This is a genomic window from Shewanella sp. 0m-6 (genome assembly GCF_052977325.1).
In genome coordinates this window covers 1-19,621 of record NZ_JBRIMD010000023.1, presented here as the reverse complement: position 1 = coordinate 19,621, position 19,621 = coordinate 1, and the positions used below count along the sequence as shown (strand labels likewise).

The window sequence follows — 19,621 nt, the reverse complement described above, 5'->3', positions numbered from 1 at the left end:
CTTTCTATACTAAAAGGTATCAAGGTTGCTAAATCACACATAAACAGCCGTTATTCACGCTCGAATAATGACTTATAGCGTTAGGTGGAACTTATGCAGGAAGCAGAGTTTAAACAAAAAGATTGGCAGGAAGCCGAACCAAGGATCTACGAGACAGTTTTTATTAATGGGCAATTTATCGCAGAGCGCCGCTTAAGTGGCAACCAAAGTAAATACCCTCACAGTCCTCATTTAGATGTCTACGATCGCCGACAATCAGATAATAATGACTCCCATCTGGTAGATCTCTACATTTAGCGATAATTTTCCCAATACTGGACTTCACTCAATAGCCAAGCTGCGCTATTGTCTTTGCTTGCCAATGAAAAGTAACCTCAGTGCTGCAACAATAATGTTCATCATTAAGCTATAGCACGCTAACCCAATGAGTACTCTGTGAAAAAAATTGCCCTTTTTGTTGATGTACAAAACATCTATTACACGTGCCGCCAAGCATACGGACGGCAATTTAATTACCGCAAACTGTGGCAACATTTAGGCTATGAAGGTGACATAGTTCAAGCGACCGCTTATGCCATTCATCGCGGTGATGATGGCCAGCTCAAGTTTCAAGATGCATTAAAACACATAGGGTTTGAGGTAAAACTTAAGCCTTTTATTCAGCGCAGCGATGGCTCAGCTAAAGGCGATTGGGACGTAGGTATTACCATTGACATCATGGAAGCCGCAAGTGAAGTCGACGCGGTGATTTTGCTATCTGGCGATGGTGACTTTGATCTGTTAATGCAAAAAATAAAACAAAGATATGGTGTTGAAACCCAAGTTTATGGCGTGCCTAGTTTAACGGCCAAATCACTGATTGACTCAACTGAACAGTTCCACGAAATCAATGACAGCTTACTGCTGTAACAGTGACATTTTTTGAGTGAGCGACAAGTGTTATGGCGGACTATCTGTCCGCCATAATTTATTTATCCAGTTAACAGCCATTACTTTTCAGGTGCGTTGCTACAAGCCCGTTAACAGCTTATTGTTCAAGTGCAGTCGTATAACAACGCCTGATAACGCTTTGCCTGTGAATGCCAATCAAATCTCTGCGCCTTGGCGCTTTGTTGCATAGCATTCCAACGTGCACTTCCCACCATAGTGGTAGCCTCATCAAAGACCTGCAATAGCGCCGCGCCCTGAGATGGAATATCTCCCCCCTCAAAGGTAAAACCTGTTTCTAGATGATGTACCGTATCTTTAAGGCCACCGATCCGATTAACTAAACAGAGCTGCCCCGCGCGCATCGCCAACATTTGGCTGATCCCACAAGGTTCAAACGAGCTGGGCATTAAAAATAGTGAACCTAGCTTGTAAAGCTTATCGGATAGCTGTTCATCATAACCATCTAAGAAAATAAACTGTTGATGTTTAGCCGCTATGTCTGAAAACTCACGGGCTATCTCTGCATCACCGCTCCCCAGCATGACAAAACGTGCATTAACATCGAAAGCTGCCATGCGTATCAGCAAGGCCTCTAATACCGTGCGGCCTCGTAAAGTGCAGTCGTCATTGTCGATCTCAAAACGGCTACGCAGCAACATCACCTTCTGATCCGTTAGGCGACCAACTGAGGTCATGATAAACCTAGTATCTTCAGTGTGAGTGGCCTCTTTTGCATTGGCACTGTTTAAATCGATATGATGAGTCACCTCTGCCAGCCATTGCTGCAAACGCCATTGAGCAATAAAGTCTTGCGTTCTTACCTGTGCCTTGCCCACCTGCCATTGAATAATCGTGTTTAACGCCTGCTCGATAAACTGCCTAGTTAAATCGACTCGGCCTTGTTGATTGGCTTTCTTGCTAGGCTTTTTCTTGTTAGCCTCTTGCTTGGTAACTTCAGCACCTACATTGCTGCAATGCTCGTTATCACCGCCTTGTTCGACCTCTTTTTCAACATCTGCCAGTGCTTGTGGGTACATACAGCCATTAAGTATACCCACCAGGTTGTTGCGATTACGCTGATGTTGCAAGTCCAGCTCTAAGCCCTCACCACCAAAGAAACCCTGCTCGGGTAATGAGGGGCTGAGCACCTCTAAGGCATAACTTGGCGATACCAGGTGAACCTTATCACTGAGAACAATACCTGCCCGCATTGGGTTAATGCAGTTGCTATAGCGTGGATCTTTAATCAAGCTGCATTGCAGTTCAGTAAGCTCGGCACTTAAGTGCGGATACCAGGCTGCAAATGACGATGCCTCATCGTTAAAAGGCCTGATCCCCTGCAATGCCAAATTATGAATACTGAACACACAAGGTAAATCTTGCAAAAAACCATAGCGACTATCGAAGGCACGCAGCACCGCAAATAATCCGTTATGCCAATCATGCAGATGAATATGACTCGGTTTATCAGCAAAGTACTGCGCTCCGTCTTCAGTTAGAAAATCGATGCGCAGCGCTTCTGCAACAGCAAGATTAAACAAGGCAAACTTAGTTGCATCTTCTGCAAATGGTCTAGAGGCCTCACCTTGAGAATAAGCGCCATGACTGCCATGAAAAAGTGGATGTTCAAATAAGTAGAAATGACTATTAGCAAGCTTAGGGTTTAGCGCGCGGTACACGCCGACCTGTTGCTTTTTCCCTGAAAACTCAACGTCAACATCTGCCAGCCAATGTGCATTGGCCGCCGCTATCAATGAGCCAAAACTTGGCATTGCCACATCAACGGCAATATTGAGCTCCGCTAACGCCACTGGTAAGTCATTGATCACATCGGCCATGCCGCCAACTTTCGCGCCTGGAATCGCTCCGTTTTCAGCGGCCAGCATTAATACCCGAGCCTGGGTGGTTTCAGTAGGCGCACGATTAAGCTCATTGCTTAGCGTATGGTTTTGGCTCAGACCATTACCCACGTTCAGCGCCTGAGTCTGGTTGTCGATATTATTGTGCGGCAGCATAAATCACTCATACCCCACAGGTAAGCCCAACATATCTCGCGTGACTAACACTTTACCTTTTTCCGAAACTCTAAAGCCTTTGGCTTTGTCATGCTCGTGGTTATAGCCAATCACAGTCCCTTCGGGAATAATGCAGCCCCTGTCTATAATCGCATTTTTGATTTTGCAATTTCGTAGCACCACCACATCAGGCAAGATAACCGAGTCTTCGACACTGGAAAATGAACACACTCGCACTTCATTAAATAGCACACTGCGGCGCACCGTTGAGCCAGAGATAATGCAGCCACCAGAAATAATCGAGTCCAATGCCATGCCGCGACGTTCATCATCGTCAAATACAAATTTAGCTGGCGGCAGTTGCTCTTGATACGTCCAAATCGGCCACTTGGCGTCATAAAGGTTAAGTGCTGGTGTCGGTGATAGCAGCTCCATATTGGCTTGCCAAAACGAATCTAATGTCCCCACATCACGCCAGTAAGCTTCCTCGTTCGGAAAGGCACTGCGAAAACGGTGGGCAAACACTTGGTGCTCTTTAATAATGGCTGGAATGATATCCTTGCCAAAATCCCGATCTGAATCTTCGTTTTGAGCATCACGCTTAAGTTGATCAAATAAGAACTCTGTATTAAACACATAGTTGCCCATAGAGGCTAAACACATCTCAGGGTTTTCAGGTAAATGCTTAGGTAATTCAGGTTTCTCTTCAAAACCTAAAATACGTTTGGTTTCATCCACTTCAACCACCCCAAATGCACCAGCGGCCTCTGCAACCGGAACCTCTAAACAGGAAACTGTCATATCAGCCCCCGATTCAACGTGAGTTGCCAACAACCCCGCATAATCCATGCGATATACGTGATCGCCCGATAATATCATCACGTATTTGGGCAACTCGTGGCGAATAATATCAATGTTCTGAAACACTGCATCAGCCGTACCTTGGTACCAGTTTTCCGAGTAACGTTGTGATGCTGGTAAGATCTCAACCGACTCACCCAGCTCCTTCTTAAAGTGCCCCCAACCGCGCATCACATGACGGATCAGTGAATGAGATTTATATTGAGTCACCACACCAATCTTGCGGATCCCAGAATTAATACAGTTAGATAACGGAAAATCGATAATGCGAAATTTGCCTCCAAAATATAATGAAGGTTTAGCGCGCCAGTCCGTCAGTTCATGTAAGCGAGAACCTCTGCCCCCCGCAAGAATAATGGCATAAGTATCGCGGGTTAAGTTACTAATATAACGTGGGTTGGTGATAGTCATTAGCGTTCACTCCTTGAACAAAAATCGAGATTATGTCGTGCGTTATTTACCTGAGTCTGTATCTGTTCCATGGTTAAGCCTTCCAGATTTCGTCACGATAATTAGCGATGGTGACATCACTAGAGAAACGACCGCTTGCAGCAGTGTTACGGATACTCATTTGTGTCCATGTGATCGGATTTTTATAGGCTCTGGACACTTTCTCTTGCGCTAAACGGTATGACTCAAAGTCTGCGGCTATCATCCATGGGTCATTTTTATTGGTGATGGCATCAATGATTGGTGAGAAGATCCCTTGTTCAAGCAGGCTAAAATGACCACTTTTAAGTAGCGCCAACACTTCACTTAAAGCCGGAGAAGCATCAATAAAATGCTGCGGACAATAATCTTGGCGCTGACGCATCACCTCTTGAGCATCTAGCCCGAACAGGAAAAAATTGTCTTTGCCCACCTCTTCGAGCATCTCAACATTGGCACCATCTAAGGTGCCGATGGTTATGGCACCATTCATCATAAACTTCATATTGCCAGTGCCCGACGCTTCTTTACCTGCTGTCGAAATTTGCTCTGACAGATCTGTCCCTGGGCAGATTTTTTCCATCGCGCTGACGTTATAATTGGGTAAAAAGGCTACGCGTAAATACTTAGATACCGCGGGATCGCAATTGACCATGTGAGCTACATTACTGGCAAGCTTAATGACCAGTTTGGCCATGGCATAACCCGGCGCGGCTTTACCGCCAATCAGTACGCAGCGGGGGACCAGTTCACTGGTATGGCCTTGCTGAATTTGGTGGTATAGATGGATAACATGCAAGATATTGAGTAACTGGCGTTTGTATTCATGAATACGCTTAACTTGCACATCAAACAGCATCTCAACATCAAAATCGACGTCGCACTCGGCTTTAATCAATTGTGCCAGCTTTGCTTTATTATTCTGTTTGACCTGACGCCACTCTTGCAGGAAAGCGTTGTCATCAGTAAAGGCATTCAAGGCATTGAGATGACTCAAATCTGTCACCCACTCATCGCCCAAACGCCTGGTCAGCAATGATGCGAGCTCCGAATTACAATGGGCTAGCCAGCGCCTTGGGGTGACACCGTTTGTCTTGTTATTAAACTTTTCAGGCCATAGCTGATAGAAGTCTTTAAACAAGCCCGACACCAAGAGCTTGCTATGCAGCTCTGCCACGCCATTAACCGAAAAGCTTGCCACAATTGCTAGGTAGGCCATGCGCACATGGGGTTCACTGCCCTCTTCGATAATTGACATTGCCGCCAGTTGCTGTGCATCTCCAGGCCAGTGATGCGCCACTTGCTCTAAATAACGGGCGTTGATCTCATAAATAATCTCTAAAATCCTAGGCAACATGTGCGCCAACATCCGTACAGGCCAGCGCTCAAGCGCTTCAGGTAATAGTGTATGGTTGGTATACGCCATGGTTTGTGTTACCACTTGCCACGCGGCATCCCACTCTAAAAAGTGTTCATCAATTAACAGCCGCATTAACTCAGGAATGGCAATGCTCGGGTGCGTATCGTTTAGCTGCATCACATTAAATTTGGCAAATTGGCTAAAATCATTACCGCGGCGCTGAACCCAGGTTCTCAGTAAATCTTGTAAGCTGGCAGAGCTAAGAAAGTATTGCTGCCTTAAGCGCAGCTCTTTACCGTTTTCACTGGCATCGTTTGGATAGAGCACCATAGTGATCTGCTCAGCCATGTTCTTTCGCGCCACCGCCTCGGTGTAATCGCCTTGATTAAACTCTTCTAAGTCAAAATCATCGGTAGCTTCTGATTTCCATAACCTTAAGGTATTGATACGATTATTTTGATAGCCAGGAACCGGCATGTCATAGGCGACAGCTAACACATCTTGCGTATCTAACCAGACCACATTACGACGACCACTTGGGTCAACATAACTACTGGTGTGGCCAAAAAATGGCACTGTGACATTATGCTCAGCAACCCGTACTTCCCATGGGTTACCCTCTCGAAGCCAGCGATCAGGGCGCTCTACTTGAAAACCCTCCACCAGCTTTTGCGCAAACATACCGTATTCGTAACGAATGCCGTAACCTGTGACGCACAGATCTAAACTGGCGCAGCTATCAAGAAAACAAGCCGCCAAGCGGCCCAAGCCACCATTACCCAATCCTGCGTCATGCTCCATCTGCTCAATCTCTTCGAGCTCTACCGCATAGCTTTGTAACACCTCTTTAGTTTGCTGCAACAGATCTAGGTTCATAACGGCGTTTCCCATGGCCCGCCCCATAAGAAACTCTAATGACAGGTACGCCACCTGCTTACGCTCAAACTGACAATCGGCTTGACGAGTGGCGCGCCAGCTTTCAAGCATTTGCTCCTTAACACTTAAAGCCAAGGCATTAAACAACTCTTGCTTGTCATGTAAGTCTCGACCGAGTCCATTATTAACATGACGCTGCATTCTAGCCCCGAGCGAACTGCAAGGGTCAATCGCTTGAATCGCTTCTAGGCCTTGCTCCTGCTCCTTGATTACAGCCGATGTTTTATCTTTGCTTTGTTTTTTAAGCGAGGTCTTAGCGCTTGTTTTTACAGGCGTCGTCATGCAGTCACTCCTTTAGATTGGGCGTAAAACAACATTACACTTCTGTCTTGTAACAATAAGGTTTGTTGGGGCTCGAGCGTAAACTGCGACTTTGCGTCAAGGCAGACTTGGCCGCTAAAATGCTCACTATGAGTATCGATAAGTCGCTGCCATGGGGAGAAATTGGCTAGCGTGGGGGCGGTGAACTGTAATGCTTGCTCGTCGCTATTAAGCATTAACAGTAAGGCTTGTTGCTTACCCGATGTCCCCTCTAATTCACCACTTAAAATAAGACTTAAACTGCGAGTTTGTCCTTCAGCCCAAAGCACCTTACTCATGGGCTCAGCTTGACGGCAAAACCAATGTAACTGTGGTGAATCATCAGAGGAGTCGTTATGGATATAACGCTTGTAACACAGCGCTCTGTAACGTTTTCTTAGCGCGATGAGCGCCTGAGTAAACAGCAAACGTTGTTGCTGCCAATCTGCCAGGTTCCAATTAAGCCAGGTAAGCGGATTATCTTGGCAGTAAGCGTTATTGTTGCCTTGTTGGCTGTGGCCAAATTCATCGCCTGCCAGTAACATGGGCACACCTTGGGACAACATTAAACAGGTCAAAATATTACGCGCCTGTCGATGACGTAATGACTGGATCTCAGCCTGCTCGGTCTGCCCTTCTACGCCGTAATTACTGCTAACGTTTTCTTGGTGTCCATCGCGATTATCTTCGCCATTGGCGTGATTATGACGCTCGCTGTAACTCAAAAGATCTTGTAAGGTAAAACCGTCGTGACTGGTTATAAAGTTGATGCTCGCGCAGGGGCCACGCTTTGACGGCTCAAACAGATCACTTGAGCCATGAAATCGGCGCGCAAGCTCTGGCAACATACCCATATCGCCGCGCCAAAACCGCCTTAAGGTATCGCGATATCGATCATTCCACTCGCTCCACCCTTGTGGATAGCCCCCCAACTGATAACCGCCCGGACCAATGTCCCATGGCTCAGCGATCAATTTCACTCGATTAAGCACGGGATCTTGCGCGATAGCATCAAAAAAACCGGATCCCGGATCAAATCCATAGGCCTCCCGCCCAAGCGCGCTGGCCAGATCAAACCGAAAACCATCAACCCCCATCACCTCGACCCAATATCGTAACGAGTCGAGAACCAGTTGTAACACCCGCGGGTGAGTGATGTTCAAACTGTTGCCACAGCCTGTGTCATTAATATAAAAGCGTTTATCGTTCGCCAGTAAGCGGTAATAGCTTAGGTTATCTATGCCTTTAAAACTCAGCGTAGGTCCAAGGTGATTTCCTTCACCGGTATGGTTGTAAACCACATCGAGGATCACCTCGATACCGGATTGATGCAGCGCGCTCACCATTTGGCGAAACTCGTCAATGTTACCTTGGCTTAAATATGCGTTGTGGGGGGCAAAGAACCCAAGGCTGTTGTATCCCCAGTAATTGGTTAGCTGTTTATCTTGCAGAAACGCTTCGGAGATAAAGCTATGGACGGGCAACAACTCAACTGCCGTCACCCCTAACTGTTTGAGATATTGCAGTACGCTAGACTGAGCTAAACCGAGAAAAGTGCCTTTAAAACGTGGTTCAATCTGGGGATGCTGCTGAGAAAAGCCTTTTACATGCAGCTCATAGATAATGCTTTGCTCTAGTGCTGTTGGCTCATATCCACTCATATTGCCGCTATGATTGCCGCTATGACAGCCAACTTCATTATGACGATATGCAGCTTGAACTATGTGATTGAGTGGGGCTATTGGGGGCAGATTTCGACAATCAACCACCTTACACTTTGGCATATATTGGCTATTATCACGCAGATCTAAGCATAAATCCTGATCGCTACTCTTGTCATAGTTGCCGCTCTTATCATGTGCACTTCCCACATCATCAGCAGTTTGCACCTGATAAGCATAGTGACTTTCGTGCTCAATAAACTCACCCACCCACTGCTTAGCGTAAGGGTCGAGTAACAGTTTGTAAGGGTTAAATCTGTGCCCTGAATGAGGTTCATATAAGCCATCAACCCGGTAACCATAAACCTGAGCGGCATCTACGCCTTGCAAATACACGTGCCAAACCTGTTGTGTGTTTTCGGTCAATACGATTTGCTGGGTTTCAAAACGACCGCTGCGGTCAAATAAACACAGCGTGACTTTGGTTGCATGGGCAGAAAACAGCGCAAAATTAACCCCATTGTCATCTAAGGTCGCCCCAAGAGGGTAAGGTCTTCCCTTCAGTACTTGCACGCTTTAGCCCCGACCTAAGACTAAACAAGCAAGTGGAGCAATCGTGATCTCAGCACTATAAGCCAGTCCCTGATAGGGCTGTTCTTGCGCTAAAATAACGCCATTATTGCCGACATTGCTGCCACCATAAGCCTGACTATCACTATTGAGTAATTCGATATAATCATGCTTATCGGGTAAACCGATACGAAAGCCTTCATGCACCTGTGGCGTCATATTGATAATAAAGATAATTGGGCTCTCGCCTTTTTTACTATCACCTTGTTTACTATCGACGGCCCTGCTACTGCGCATAAAGCTAAAAATACAGCTTTGGCTGTTATTGCAATCTAACCAACGAAACCCGTCAGGTTCGCCATCTAGCTGCCACAATTGCTCACTCGACTGATAAAGTCTATTGAGATCTTTAAGCCACAATTGCACTCCTTGATGGGGCGCGTATTGCAGCAGATGCCAATCTAAACTCTTGTTATGGCTCCATTCATCACGCTGAGCAAACTCACTGCCCATAAACAGCAACTTTTTCCCCGGATGACCCCACATAAAGCCATAATAGGCTCTTAGGGTGGCAAATTTTTGCCTATCATCATTGGGAATTTTGTGCAGTAAAGAGCCTTTACCGTGTACCACTTCATCGTGGCTAAGCGCCAAAATAAACTGCTCGGTATATTGGTACACTAAGCTGAATGTCAATTCTTGGTGATGGTGTACTCGGTAAATCGGGTCGCGCTTAATATAACCTAAGCTGTCATTCATCCAGCCCATGTTCCACTTAAAGCCAAAGCCCAAATTGTGTGAGCCGTGTCGCTCGGCGTCTTGCGCATCAAGCATATGAGTGACCCCCGGCCAAGCGGTAGACTCCTCGGCTATCATGCAGATCCCCGGAAACGCTTGGTACATGCGCTGATTCAGCGCCTGTAAAAAGTCAATGGCCGCTAAGTTTTCTCGACCACCAAACTCATTAGGCTGCCACTCTCCGGGTTCTCGGCTGTAATCGAGATAAAGCATAGATGACACGGCATCTAACCTGAGTCCGTCAAAATGAAACTCTTTGAGCCAATAGCACGCATTACTCAACAGGTAGCTTTGTACCTCACCGCGGCCATAATTATAGATAAGCGTGTCCCAATCAGGATGTTCCCCCTGGCGAGGATCGTTATGTTCATACAGGCAACTCCCATCAAACTGAGCTAATCCATGGGGATCTTTTGGAAAATGCGCCGCCACCCAATCTAAGATCACTGCGATCCCAGCTTGATGGCAGGCATCAATAAAAGCTTTAAGGGCTTGGGGATCACCAAAACGACAAGTAGGCGCAAACAAGCCAACAGGCTGATACCCCCAAGAGCCATCAAACGGATACTCGCTGATTGGCATTAACTGTAAATGGGTAAAGCCCATATCAACGACATAGGGAATAAGCTGTTCAATCAAGTCTTGATAGTCAAAATACTCTTCACCCTGCTCACCTTTACGCCGCCATGATGCTAAGTGAACTTCATAAATTGACATCGGCGCTTGATGCCATTTGACCTTAGCGCGAGCCTGAAGCCATTGGCTATCTTGCCATTGATATAAAGTTTGCTGCGGCACCAAAGAAGCATTACTTGGCGCAGCTTGCATCGCCTTGGCATAAGGATCGGACTTTTCTAACCGTTCGCCATGGCAGCTCACAATTTCAAATTTGTAATGTTGACCCCCTTTGGCGCTGGGAAGAAAAATCTCCCATAAACCATTGGCCAAATGCTGACGCATAACATGAACGGCGCCGTCCCAATGATTAAAATCCCCTAGAAGCGAGACTCGCTTTGCATTGGGAGCCCATACACAAAAATGCACCCCCTCGATACCTTGAACGCTGCGCCAGTTAGCACCCAGAAACTGGTAAGCGTGCTCTTGTCGACCTTCACCAAACAGATATACGTCATCATCAGCTAACAAACTCGGGAATTGGTAAGGGTCAATAATATCTTCTTGGCTCAAAGGGTATTGCACGCGCAATAGATACAAAAAAGGTTTAACTCTACGCCCCATAATGCCGCTAAATATCCCCTCTTCATTATGTCTCTCTAGGCTGGCAACTTTACGACCTGTTTTATAGCAAATGACCTCAACACTTAGCGCACCACGCAAGAAGCAACGTACACTCAAAGCCTTACCTTGATTAATACTGTGCATGCCTAGCAAACCAAATACGTCTACATATTCGCTATTAAGTAGCGCAATATCGCCACCGCTTTGCAATTCACCAGCATGTTGAGTCATAGCAATAGAGTTCATAGAAGGTTGTCCGTATTGGTGTGGTTTGAATATTCAGAAATTGACGAGCTTGCACTCTCAAACGTCTTGTCCCTGCACAGCTCTGAGCCAGTATCACTGCTGCTATGTTGAACTGCGTCCTTAGTATTAGCGGCAAAACCCGCCATGCGACCTGCCGACACTTGCAGCATCAAATGCTGCACGCGGTCATCTTTTGCTATCTCAGCTAATGTTTTAGGTAAGCGTCGCTGCCAGTTAGGGTATTGCTGCCACGTGCCCGGCACATTAACGCTTAAACGCTCTAATGTAAGATCGCACAGCTGTACACTAAATAATTCAGCATTACCGGCTGCACTCACCTTTATCCAAGCCTGTAACAATTGCGGATAATCAATCTCATGTAATTTGCACTGACTAGACATCGCACCTTGGTTGATCAACAGATTGAGCAGTTGTATCTTATTCTTGGCGCGCTCATCTTGTGCAAGCTTAAGCGCTTCATCACTATCAATAAGCTCAAGCGAGCGACGTAAGTACAAGTCGCTACCTTGCCACCAGGCTTTTAATGTTGGGACATCATGATTGGCTAACATCATTAAACAACGACGTTTATAATCCGCCGGGGGAGTAAACTGATCATCTTGCTTATTGAAATAAAACAATTGGTTTGACATCACCCCTGCAGCTTGCAAGCGACACACTATTTCTGGCGGAATCAAGCCTAAATCTTCACCAATAATCTGGCAGCGAGCACGCTGACTTTCGATGCATAAGATCGCAATCAAGCAATCCTGCGGATAATAAACATAAGCCCCGCCACCAAGCTCGCTATCCTTTGGCCACCACCATAAACGCAGTAGTGACATAACATGATCGATACGAAGGGCCCCGCAAGACTGCATATTCGAGCGTAATAAATCGATAAAATGCTGATAACCAGTGGATTTAAGCGCGATTGGATCAAAAGGAGTCAGTCCCCAGTTTTGCCCCTGAGGTGCAAACTCATCGGGCGGCGCGCCAATACTGGCATGGGTACAAAATAACTCAGGCTGAGACGCGACTTCACAGCTATCGGCCGATACCCCAACGGCAAGATCGCGGACTAGCCCGATAGACATCTGCAACTGTTTAGCGTGCAATTGACACTGGGCTAACTGCTGCTCAGCGATAAACTGCAAGTAAGCAAAAAACTGCGGTTCGTCACGGTTACACTTTTGGGCTGCAGACTGATGCTGGCAAAACTGGTTAAGCGCCGCGCCTTGCTCGCAGACAAATTGTTTAAATAGCCGCGCTCTAGGTGTATTAACGTCTAGGTGTTGCTGACAAAATGCCTGATATAACTGTTGATAAACGATGTATTTATAGTGGCTAATATCTCGATAATTTAACCAGTTTGATTGGTTTAACACCCTTTTTAACGCATCAAGACTAGCAACCCCTTTGAAGCTGTCATCACTTACCGATGGCTTATGTGCTTTACTCGGTGCGTAACCACGATTTAATGCCGTTAATAGCGCTTCAAGCTTCAGCAGTTCAAATTCTGCCACTTGCTCAATATTAATATAAAGTGGATTAAGTCGACGTCGATCATCTGGGCTGTAAGGACTCACTGCATCTGGATTGGCAATATCGAGTGCGTGTAGTGGGTTAAGTAAAATAAATGCCCCGCCATGCTTAGCAAGCATATCGATAAGCTGCATTAAGTCGCCAAAATCACCTATCCCCCACTGGTTTTCGCTGCGTAGACTATAAAGCTGAATACTCAGTCCCCAGGCTTTCGTGGGCTTATTGGCATTAGTGGACTTATTGGCATTAGTAGATTTAGTAAATTTACTGGCCCGCGCTACCGCTTCTGCTCCCTGAAAAGTCTCAACAGGTGCCACCAGCCAAGTCCCCGTAGCATGCTGCTTGCTCGATTCAGTTAAGGCTTGAGTCAATGACGCTTCAGGTATAGCCCCTAAGGTATCAAGCTCGACACTGACTTTATGATACCCAAGGCCGATGTGAGGTAACTCAATACCCATTAAAGCCGCTGATATTGTTAATCGATAATGCAGATACACATCTGCAGCGATGTGATAATTACCAATAACCTCACAGTGCTCGTTACTGTGCGGCGTACAACTAAATTGATAACACTCACCGCATTCAAGCTGCAGCTTAATATTAAGCACCTGCCGATAAGTTTGTGGCAGATAAACCTCTAGGGTTAGCTGGTTAATATCGCAATGCTGAAATACCGGTAATAGTTGTGTCCAAGGTTTAGCATCAAGTAGATAGTTTCTTTGCTCTATCCATGGGGAAGACTGAAGTTGATGACGGCGTACCATTGCGGGTTCACATTTATGCTGCTCATGGGGTGCTAGCATGCAGGCTAATATATTAAGCCTATCCTCCTCTGAGATCCGGATGTGCGCGCCATGGCAGTCGATAAACTCCGCCGCTACGCCTTGCAAATACAGTAACTTTTCTAGCCCCATACCTGTCATCCTTGCACTTCGCCATTCAAAAACTTAATAGAGCAGTTACCATGCCAAAGACAAATAACAGCTTGAAGACAGTTTTATTGCAACAGGGTGACATTATTCATGCTAATAAAATCAGCACGTTAAATGGGAAGTACAAACAGATGTAATCGAAACATCTAAAAAAGGCATTAAACAGTCAGGCAGACATCTGCACAAAATTAGCGCAGCCGCTGACCGATATTGAACGATATTGAACGATATTGAACGATATTAGCCATAAAATAAGAGATTAAGAGCGAACAGTAATATCAAAATTCAGTAGAGCGAATACCTGAAAAATTGTGCTTAACTGAATACTTGTCTCCATGTCATAAAATTACAAAATTAGTAAGACAGATCCAACTTTCGGGCTATTTTTAGCTAAATAAACGCCTTATTTGAAGTTGGTCACACCTTTATCAAACTAGTGTTGGTACTTTAATTACCAGAAAAGATAACAACTTTTAACATTAAAAGCGTAATAGGTGATTCTTATGGCTGCTAAATTTTTTATCCCATCTGTCAATATCTTAGGGCAAGATGCTGTTACTGAAGCGATTGGTGACATCAAGTCACTAGGCTTTAAAAATGCATTAATTGTTACAGATAAACCTCTCGTTGATATTGGTCTGGTAGCCCAGGTCACAGACAAGTTGGCAAGCAACAATATTAACTCTGTCATCTTCGATGGTGTACAACCTAACCCAACAGTGGGTAACGTCGAAGCAGGTCTTGAAATATTAACCGCTAACAACTGTGACTTTGTGATCTCTCTTGGTGGTGGCTCGCCACATGACTGCGCAAAAGGCATCGCATTAGTTGCAACCAATGGTGGTAGCATTAAAGATTATGAAGGTTTAGATGTATCAACTAAGCCACAACTTCCCCTCGTTGCCATCAACACCACCGCAGGCACTGCGAGTGAAATGACCCGTTTCTGCATCATTACCGATGAAGAGCGTCATATTAAGATGGCCATCGTAGATAAGAACACGACCCCCATTCTTTCCGTAAACGATCCTGAGTTAATGCTACTAAAGCCTGCAGGCCTAACCGCTGCGACAGGTATGGATGCATTAACCCACGCCATCGAGGCTTACGTATCGATTGCCGCGAACCCAATAACGGATGCGTGCGCGATTAAAGCGATTGAGCTCATTCAAGCAAACTTGGTCGAGGCCGTTGAAAATGGCCAAAGCATTGAAGCGCGCGATCAAATGGCATACGCACAGTTCTTAGCCGGTATGGCATTTAACAATGCGAGCCTTGGTTATGTGCATGCAATGGCGCACCAACTCGGCGGTTTCTATGACCTACCACATGGCGTATGTAACGCATTACTACTGCCTCATGTGCAAGCCTACAACGCGCAAGTGGTACCCGCTCGTCTAAAAGATGTGGCCAAAGCCATGGGCGTAGATGTCACAGCAATGAGTGATGAGCAAGGTGCACAAGCTGCAATTGAAGCCATTAAAACGCTATCTGTTGCAGTCAATATCCCAGAAAACCTCACCAAACTTGGGGTCAAGGCTGAAGATATTGCAACACTTGCTGACAATGCACTTAAAGATGCATGTGGTTTTACCAACCCTAAGCAAGCGACTCACGCAGAGATCTGCCAAATTTTTACTAATGCGCTTTAGTTAAGAAACAATAGTAAGAAGTAAGAAGTAAGAAGTAAGAAGCAATAGTTAATGCGCTTTAGTTAAGAGCAATAGTTAATACGCATTAACTCGCTCTAAAAAGTCAAAGTCTAGTTTTACCCAGAGCAAACACTTAACGGTTAAGTAAGAGGTGAAAGGTCGCAAGCAAATTTAGCTCCCATAATTTGACTTGCGCCTTTTATGCTCTTCTCATTCGATAATGAGTCGTTAACCATATTGCCGACAATCTGCTCTAGATTTAATTTTTTTAGAGAAAAAACTGCTAATTTTTAACAATGTGTAGCAAAAGAGTACTACTTTAAGATTATTTTAATGTTGGAGGTAGGATACAAAGCGATACATGTTTGATATAATTATCTGGTTCGCTTTTTCCCTGCAAAAGTTAAAGCAAGCTTAGAAACCCACTCCTCGGAGTGGGTTTTTTCCTTTCTGCAGCAATTTAACCGCACCACTTCGCGCCATTTCATAAAGTACATTCTAAATCATAACAATATTGATTGTGGTTATGCATGCTAGCGCCAACGACCAAGGCAGACCTTACTTTCATAACCGATACTCGCTTAAGTCCCACAATCACTCTGCATAAAAAAGCCTGCTTTGCAGCAGGCAATTTAGTTAAAGCGATAACCGTAGGCTAATGTCTTATGGCTTTACTTGATGCTCTTGAACTTGAGACTCCTCAGGTTCTTTAGGTAAGCCTTTAGCCCTTTCACGCATCTTTTGCATGATAACGTAAAATACCGGCACTAATAACGTACCCACAATAGTGGCCGCTAACATACCGCCAAACACAGAGTAACCCAACGCGCGGCGGCTTCCTGAGCCTGCGCCCGTCGCTATCACTAATGGCAATACCCCTAAAAGGAATGAGAACGCCGTCATCAATACTGCACGAAAGCGTAATCGCGCCGCCGTCTGTGCAGCTTCAATGATACTCTTACCCTCTTCGTGCAACTGTTTAGCAAACTCCACAATCAAAATCGCATTCTTACAGGCAAGACCAATCAAGAGCACCAAACCAATCTGAGCATAGAGGTTTAAGTCTGACCCCACTAACAAGATGTTAAGGAATGCTCCTAATACCGCTATTGGTACCGCTAGAATAACGGCAAATGGAATTGTCCAACTCTCGTACTGAGCCACTAGGAATAGGTAAGTAAAGACTAACGCCAACGAGAAAATCAGCGGTGCTAGGTTACCCGCTTTAATCTCTTGATAAGTTTGTCCTGTCCACTCAAAGGTGTAACCAGCCGGAAGCGACTCGTTGGCCGCGCGCTCCATTGCAGTAATCGCATCACCCGAACTAAAGCCGGGAGCCGGAAAACCATTAATCGTGGTCGAACTAAACATGTTGTAGTTATTCATCACGTCAGGCCCCAAAATTGGTGTCACTGTCACCAACGTACTTAAGGGGACCATCTCGCCAGTCTTAGAGCGCACATAGAAACGTGAAATATCTCTATCGGAGTTACGGTACTCTGATTCTGCCTGCAAAATAACTCTAAACACCTTACCGAAACGGTTAAAGTCATTGACGTACATAGAGCCAAGCATGGTTTGCATCGTCGAGAAGATCTCATTTAACGAGATCCCCAGTGCTTTAGCTTTATCTCTATCAACATCAACAAACATTTGTGGCACATCGGCGCGGAAATTACTAAAGGCCATGGCGATTTCAGGTTGCTCATTGGCTTTCATAATTAAAGCACGCATCACAGAGGCCAACTCTTGGGGACTGCGCCCTTGAGTGTCTTGCAATACAAACTCAAAGCCACCCACGCTACCTACGCCAGGAATTGGCGGCAGTGAGAATGCCATCGCCTTCACTGCAGGGTTAGCGGCATATTTAGCTTGTAGCTTAGCTACAATCGCTGACTCAACCATGTCGGGGGATTCACGTTCACTCCAAGTTGATAGAGTGACAATCATCAAACCACCATTTGATGACACTGAACCGGTTAAAATACTAAAGCCACTGGCATGGATCACATTCTCCACCCCCGGTTCGGCAAGCGTTAACTCAACCAGATCTCGCATCACATCTTCGGTACGGTTAAGTGAGGCGCCATCGGGTAGCTGAATATCCACCATGAAGGCTTTCTTATCTTCCATCGGTACAAAACCCGACGGTAACATTTTGGCGACCCCGCCGGTCACAAGGATTAGACCAACATACACCACGCCAACGATGACGAGCTTACGTGTCAGCAACGACACTAACTTCATGTACTTGCCCGTAAATTGTTCAAAATACTTATTAAAGGCAGCATGGAAGCCTTTCGTATGTGTCTTAGGCGGGCGTAGTAATGATGCACAAAGAGCTGGGCTTAAGGTAAGTGCATTAATTGATGAGATAAGTACAGAGATACAGATAGTCACGGAGAACTGGGCATACATCTGTCCAGTGATCCCCGGCATCACAGCCGTTGGTGCAAATACCGCAAGCAATACCAGGGTCGTTGCAATAATCGGCCCTGTGACCTCTTTCATCGCTTTAGATGTCGCCTCTTTAGGTGATAAGCCTTCATCTTGCATCAAACGAGTGACGTTCTCCACCACCACAATCGCATCATCGACGACGATACCAATCGCGAGAATAAGCGCGAATAAAGAAACAGTATTGATACTCATATCAAAAGCAAGTAAGAAGGCAAATGTACCGATAAGCGAAACTGGAATGGCAATAGCAGGCACTAAGGTTGAGCGTGCATCCTGTAAAAAGATAAATACGACAAAAACCACCAGCGCAATAGAGATAAATAGGGTTTGCACCACCTCTTTAATTGAGGTTTCAACAAACTCAGTGGTGTCATACAGCACTTCATACTGCAGATCATCAGGAAAACGCTCAGACAGGTTTTCCATTTCAGCCTTAATCGCTTTACCGACTTCTAAGGCGTTTGCATCTGGTGATTGATAGATGGCGATAATTGCCGATGGCTTGTTATTTAGCTTACCTTGAGCATCATAGGTTTGAGAGCCAAGCTCCACTCTAGCAACATCGCCAACCACCACCTTAGAGCCATCGTTATTAGCTCTAATCATCACGTCGTAAAACTCTTTAGGGTCCTTTAAACGCCCCTTGGTCTGCAATGTATACTGAAATTGCTGTTCAGGATCCACTGGCGCTGCGCCAATCCGCCCTGATGCCACTTGAATATTTTGCTCTTGTAGCGCTGCAATAACATCGGTCGCCGTGACGCCAAGACTGGCCATTTTGTCAGGGTCCAGCCAAATACGCATGGCATAATCCAGTGCGCCAATGACCTGTACTTTAGACACACCATATTGACGCGCTAGCGCATCTTTTACGTTTAAGCCGGCATAGTTAGTAATAAACAGAGAATCAAAAGTTTCATTAGGTGAAACCAGGTTAACCACCATCAGCATGTTAGGGCTTTGTTTTTCGACCTTAACCCCCTGACGCTTTACCTCTTCAGGTAGACGCGGCATGGCCTGCTGCACTCGGTTTTGTACTTTCACCTGAGCCATATCGGCATCGGTGCCTACCTCAAAAGTAACATTTAACGAGTAACTACCATCGTTAGCACTTTTCGACTCCATATATATCATGCCTTCAACACCGTTCACTTCGGCTTCTAAAGGCTGGGCTATGGTGTCTTTGACAATATCAGCGCTGGCACCAGAGTAACTGGTTGATACACTTACTTGTGGCGGTGCTATTTCTGGAAATTCTGACACAGATAACACTGGAATGGCGATCAGACCAACCAAGGTCAAAACCGTTGAGATCACAAAGGCAAATTTCGGCCTGTTAATAAAAAATTCACTAATCATGAGCTCCCTCCCGCCAAAAGCGGCAAACTTAGGGCACCTGCTTTAATAAAAAATTCACCAATCATGAGTTCCCTCCCGCAAAAAGCGGCAAACTTAGGGCACCTGCTTTAATAAAAAATTTACTAATCATGAAATCCCTCCCGCCAAAAGCGGCAAACTTAGGGCACCTGCTTTAATAAAAAACTCACTAATCATGAAATCCCTCCCGCCAAAAGCGGCAAACTTAGGGCACCTGCTTTAATAAAAAATTCACTAATCATGAAATCCCTCCCGCCAAAAGCGGCAAACTTAGGGCACCTGCTTTAATAAAAAACTCACTAATCATGAA

Annotated in this window: 10 protein-coding genes; 3 read left to right on the top strand and 7 right to left on the bottom strand. The window is 45.6% G+C overall.

Annotated elements, in window-relative coordinates; genetic code table 11:
* Nucleotides 1–93 precede the first annotated feature (93 nt).
* Both ACVBJC_RS15780 and ACVBJC_RS15775 read left to right on the top strand, forming a co-directional pair.
* A complete protein-coding gene (locus ACVBJC_RS15780; RefSeq protein WP_447161895.1) occupies nt 94–297 on the top strand; it encodes a hypothetical protein in 204 nt (67 codons plus the stop codon).
* Nucleotides 298–435: 138 nt separating this feature from the next.
* Nucleotides 436–909 carry a LabA-like NYN domain-containing protein gene (locus tag ACVBJC_RS15775; protein WP_447161896.1) on the top strand — a complete coding sequence of 158 codons (474 nt, stop codon included), beginning with the start codon at nt 436–438 and terminating at the stop codon, nt 907–909.
* Nucleotides 910–1,034: 125 nt separating this feature from the next.
* On the opposite strand, the gene ACVBJC_RS15770 is transcribed toward ACVBJC_RS15775, so the two are convergent.
* The 6 genes from ACVBJC_RS15770 to malQ all read right to left on the bottom strand — a co-directional run bounded on the left by ACVBJC_RS15770 (nt 1,035) and on the right by malQ (nt 13,804).
* On the bottom strand, nt 1,035–2,945 hold the full coding sequence (locus ACVBJC_RS15770) for a glycogen synthase (protein WP_447161897.1): 1,911 nt from the start codon (nt 2,943–2,945) through the stop codon (nt 1,035–1,037).
* Nucleotides 2,946–2,948: 3 nt separating this feature from the next.
* Nucleotides 2,949–4,211 (bottom strand): glucose-1-phosphate adenylyltransferase, encoded by a 1,263-nt coding sequence (gene glgC, locus ACVBJC_RS15765; protein WP_447161905.1) that lies wholly within the window; start codon nt 4,209–4,211, stop codon nt 2,949–2,951.
* A 79-nt stretch (nt 4,212–4,290) separates the two neighbouring features.
* The gene (locus tag ACVBJC_RS15760) at nt 4,291–6,813 is read right to left on the bottom strand and encodes a glycogen/starch/alpha-glucan phosphorylase (RefSeq protein ID WP_447161898.1); all 2,523 of its coding nucleotides are present in this window, start codon (nt 6,811–6,813) and stop codon (nt 4,291–4,293) included.
* Nucleotides 6,810–9,065: a glycogen debranching protein GlgX gene (gene glgX / locus ACVBJC_RS15755; RefSeq protein ID WP_447161899.1), complete on the bottom strand. Its 2,256-nt coding sequence runs from the start codon at nt 9,063–9,065 to the stop codon at nt 6,810–6,812. The genes ACVBJC_RS15760 and glgX overlap by 4 nt, the downstream gene beginning before the upstream one ends.
* 3 nt (nt 9,066–9,068) lie before the next feature.
* Nucleotides 9,069–11,345 carry a 1,4-alpha-glucan branching protein GlgB gene (gene glgB / locus ACVBJC_RS15750; protein WP_447161900.1) on the bottom strand — a complete coding sequence of 759 codons (2,277 nt, stop codon included), beginning with the start codon at nt 11,343–11,345 and terminating at the stop codon, nt 9,069–9,071.
* Nucleotides 11,342–13,804 carry a 4-alpha-glucanotransferase gene (malQ, locus tag ACVBJC_RS15745; protein WP_447161901.1) on the bottom strand — a complete coding sequence of 821 codons (2,463 nt, stop codon included), beginning with the start codon at nt 13,802–13,804 and terminating at the stop codon, nt 11,342–11,344. The genes glgB and malQ overlap by 4 nt, the downstream gene beginning before the upstream one ends.
* A gap of 521 nt (nt 13,805–14,325) precedes the next feature.
* Here malQ and yiaY point away from each other — a divergent pair.
* Nucleotides 14,326–15,474: an L-threonine dehydrogenase gene (yiaY, locus tag ACVBJC_RS15740; RefSeq protein ID WP_447161902.1), complete on the top strand. Its 1,149-nt coding sequence runs from the start codon at nt 14,326–14,328 to the stop codon at nt 15,472–15,474.
* 663 nt (nt 15,475–16,137) lie between these two features.
* Here the strand turns inward: yiaY and ACVBJC_RS15735 are convergent.
* A complete protein-coding gene (locus ACVBJC_RS15735) occupies nt 16,138–19,293 on the bottom strand; it encodes an efflux RND transporter permease subunit (protein ID WP_447161903.1) in 3,156 nt (1,051 codons plus the stop codon).
* Nucleotides 19,294–19,621: the final 328 nt, after the last annotated feature.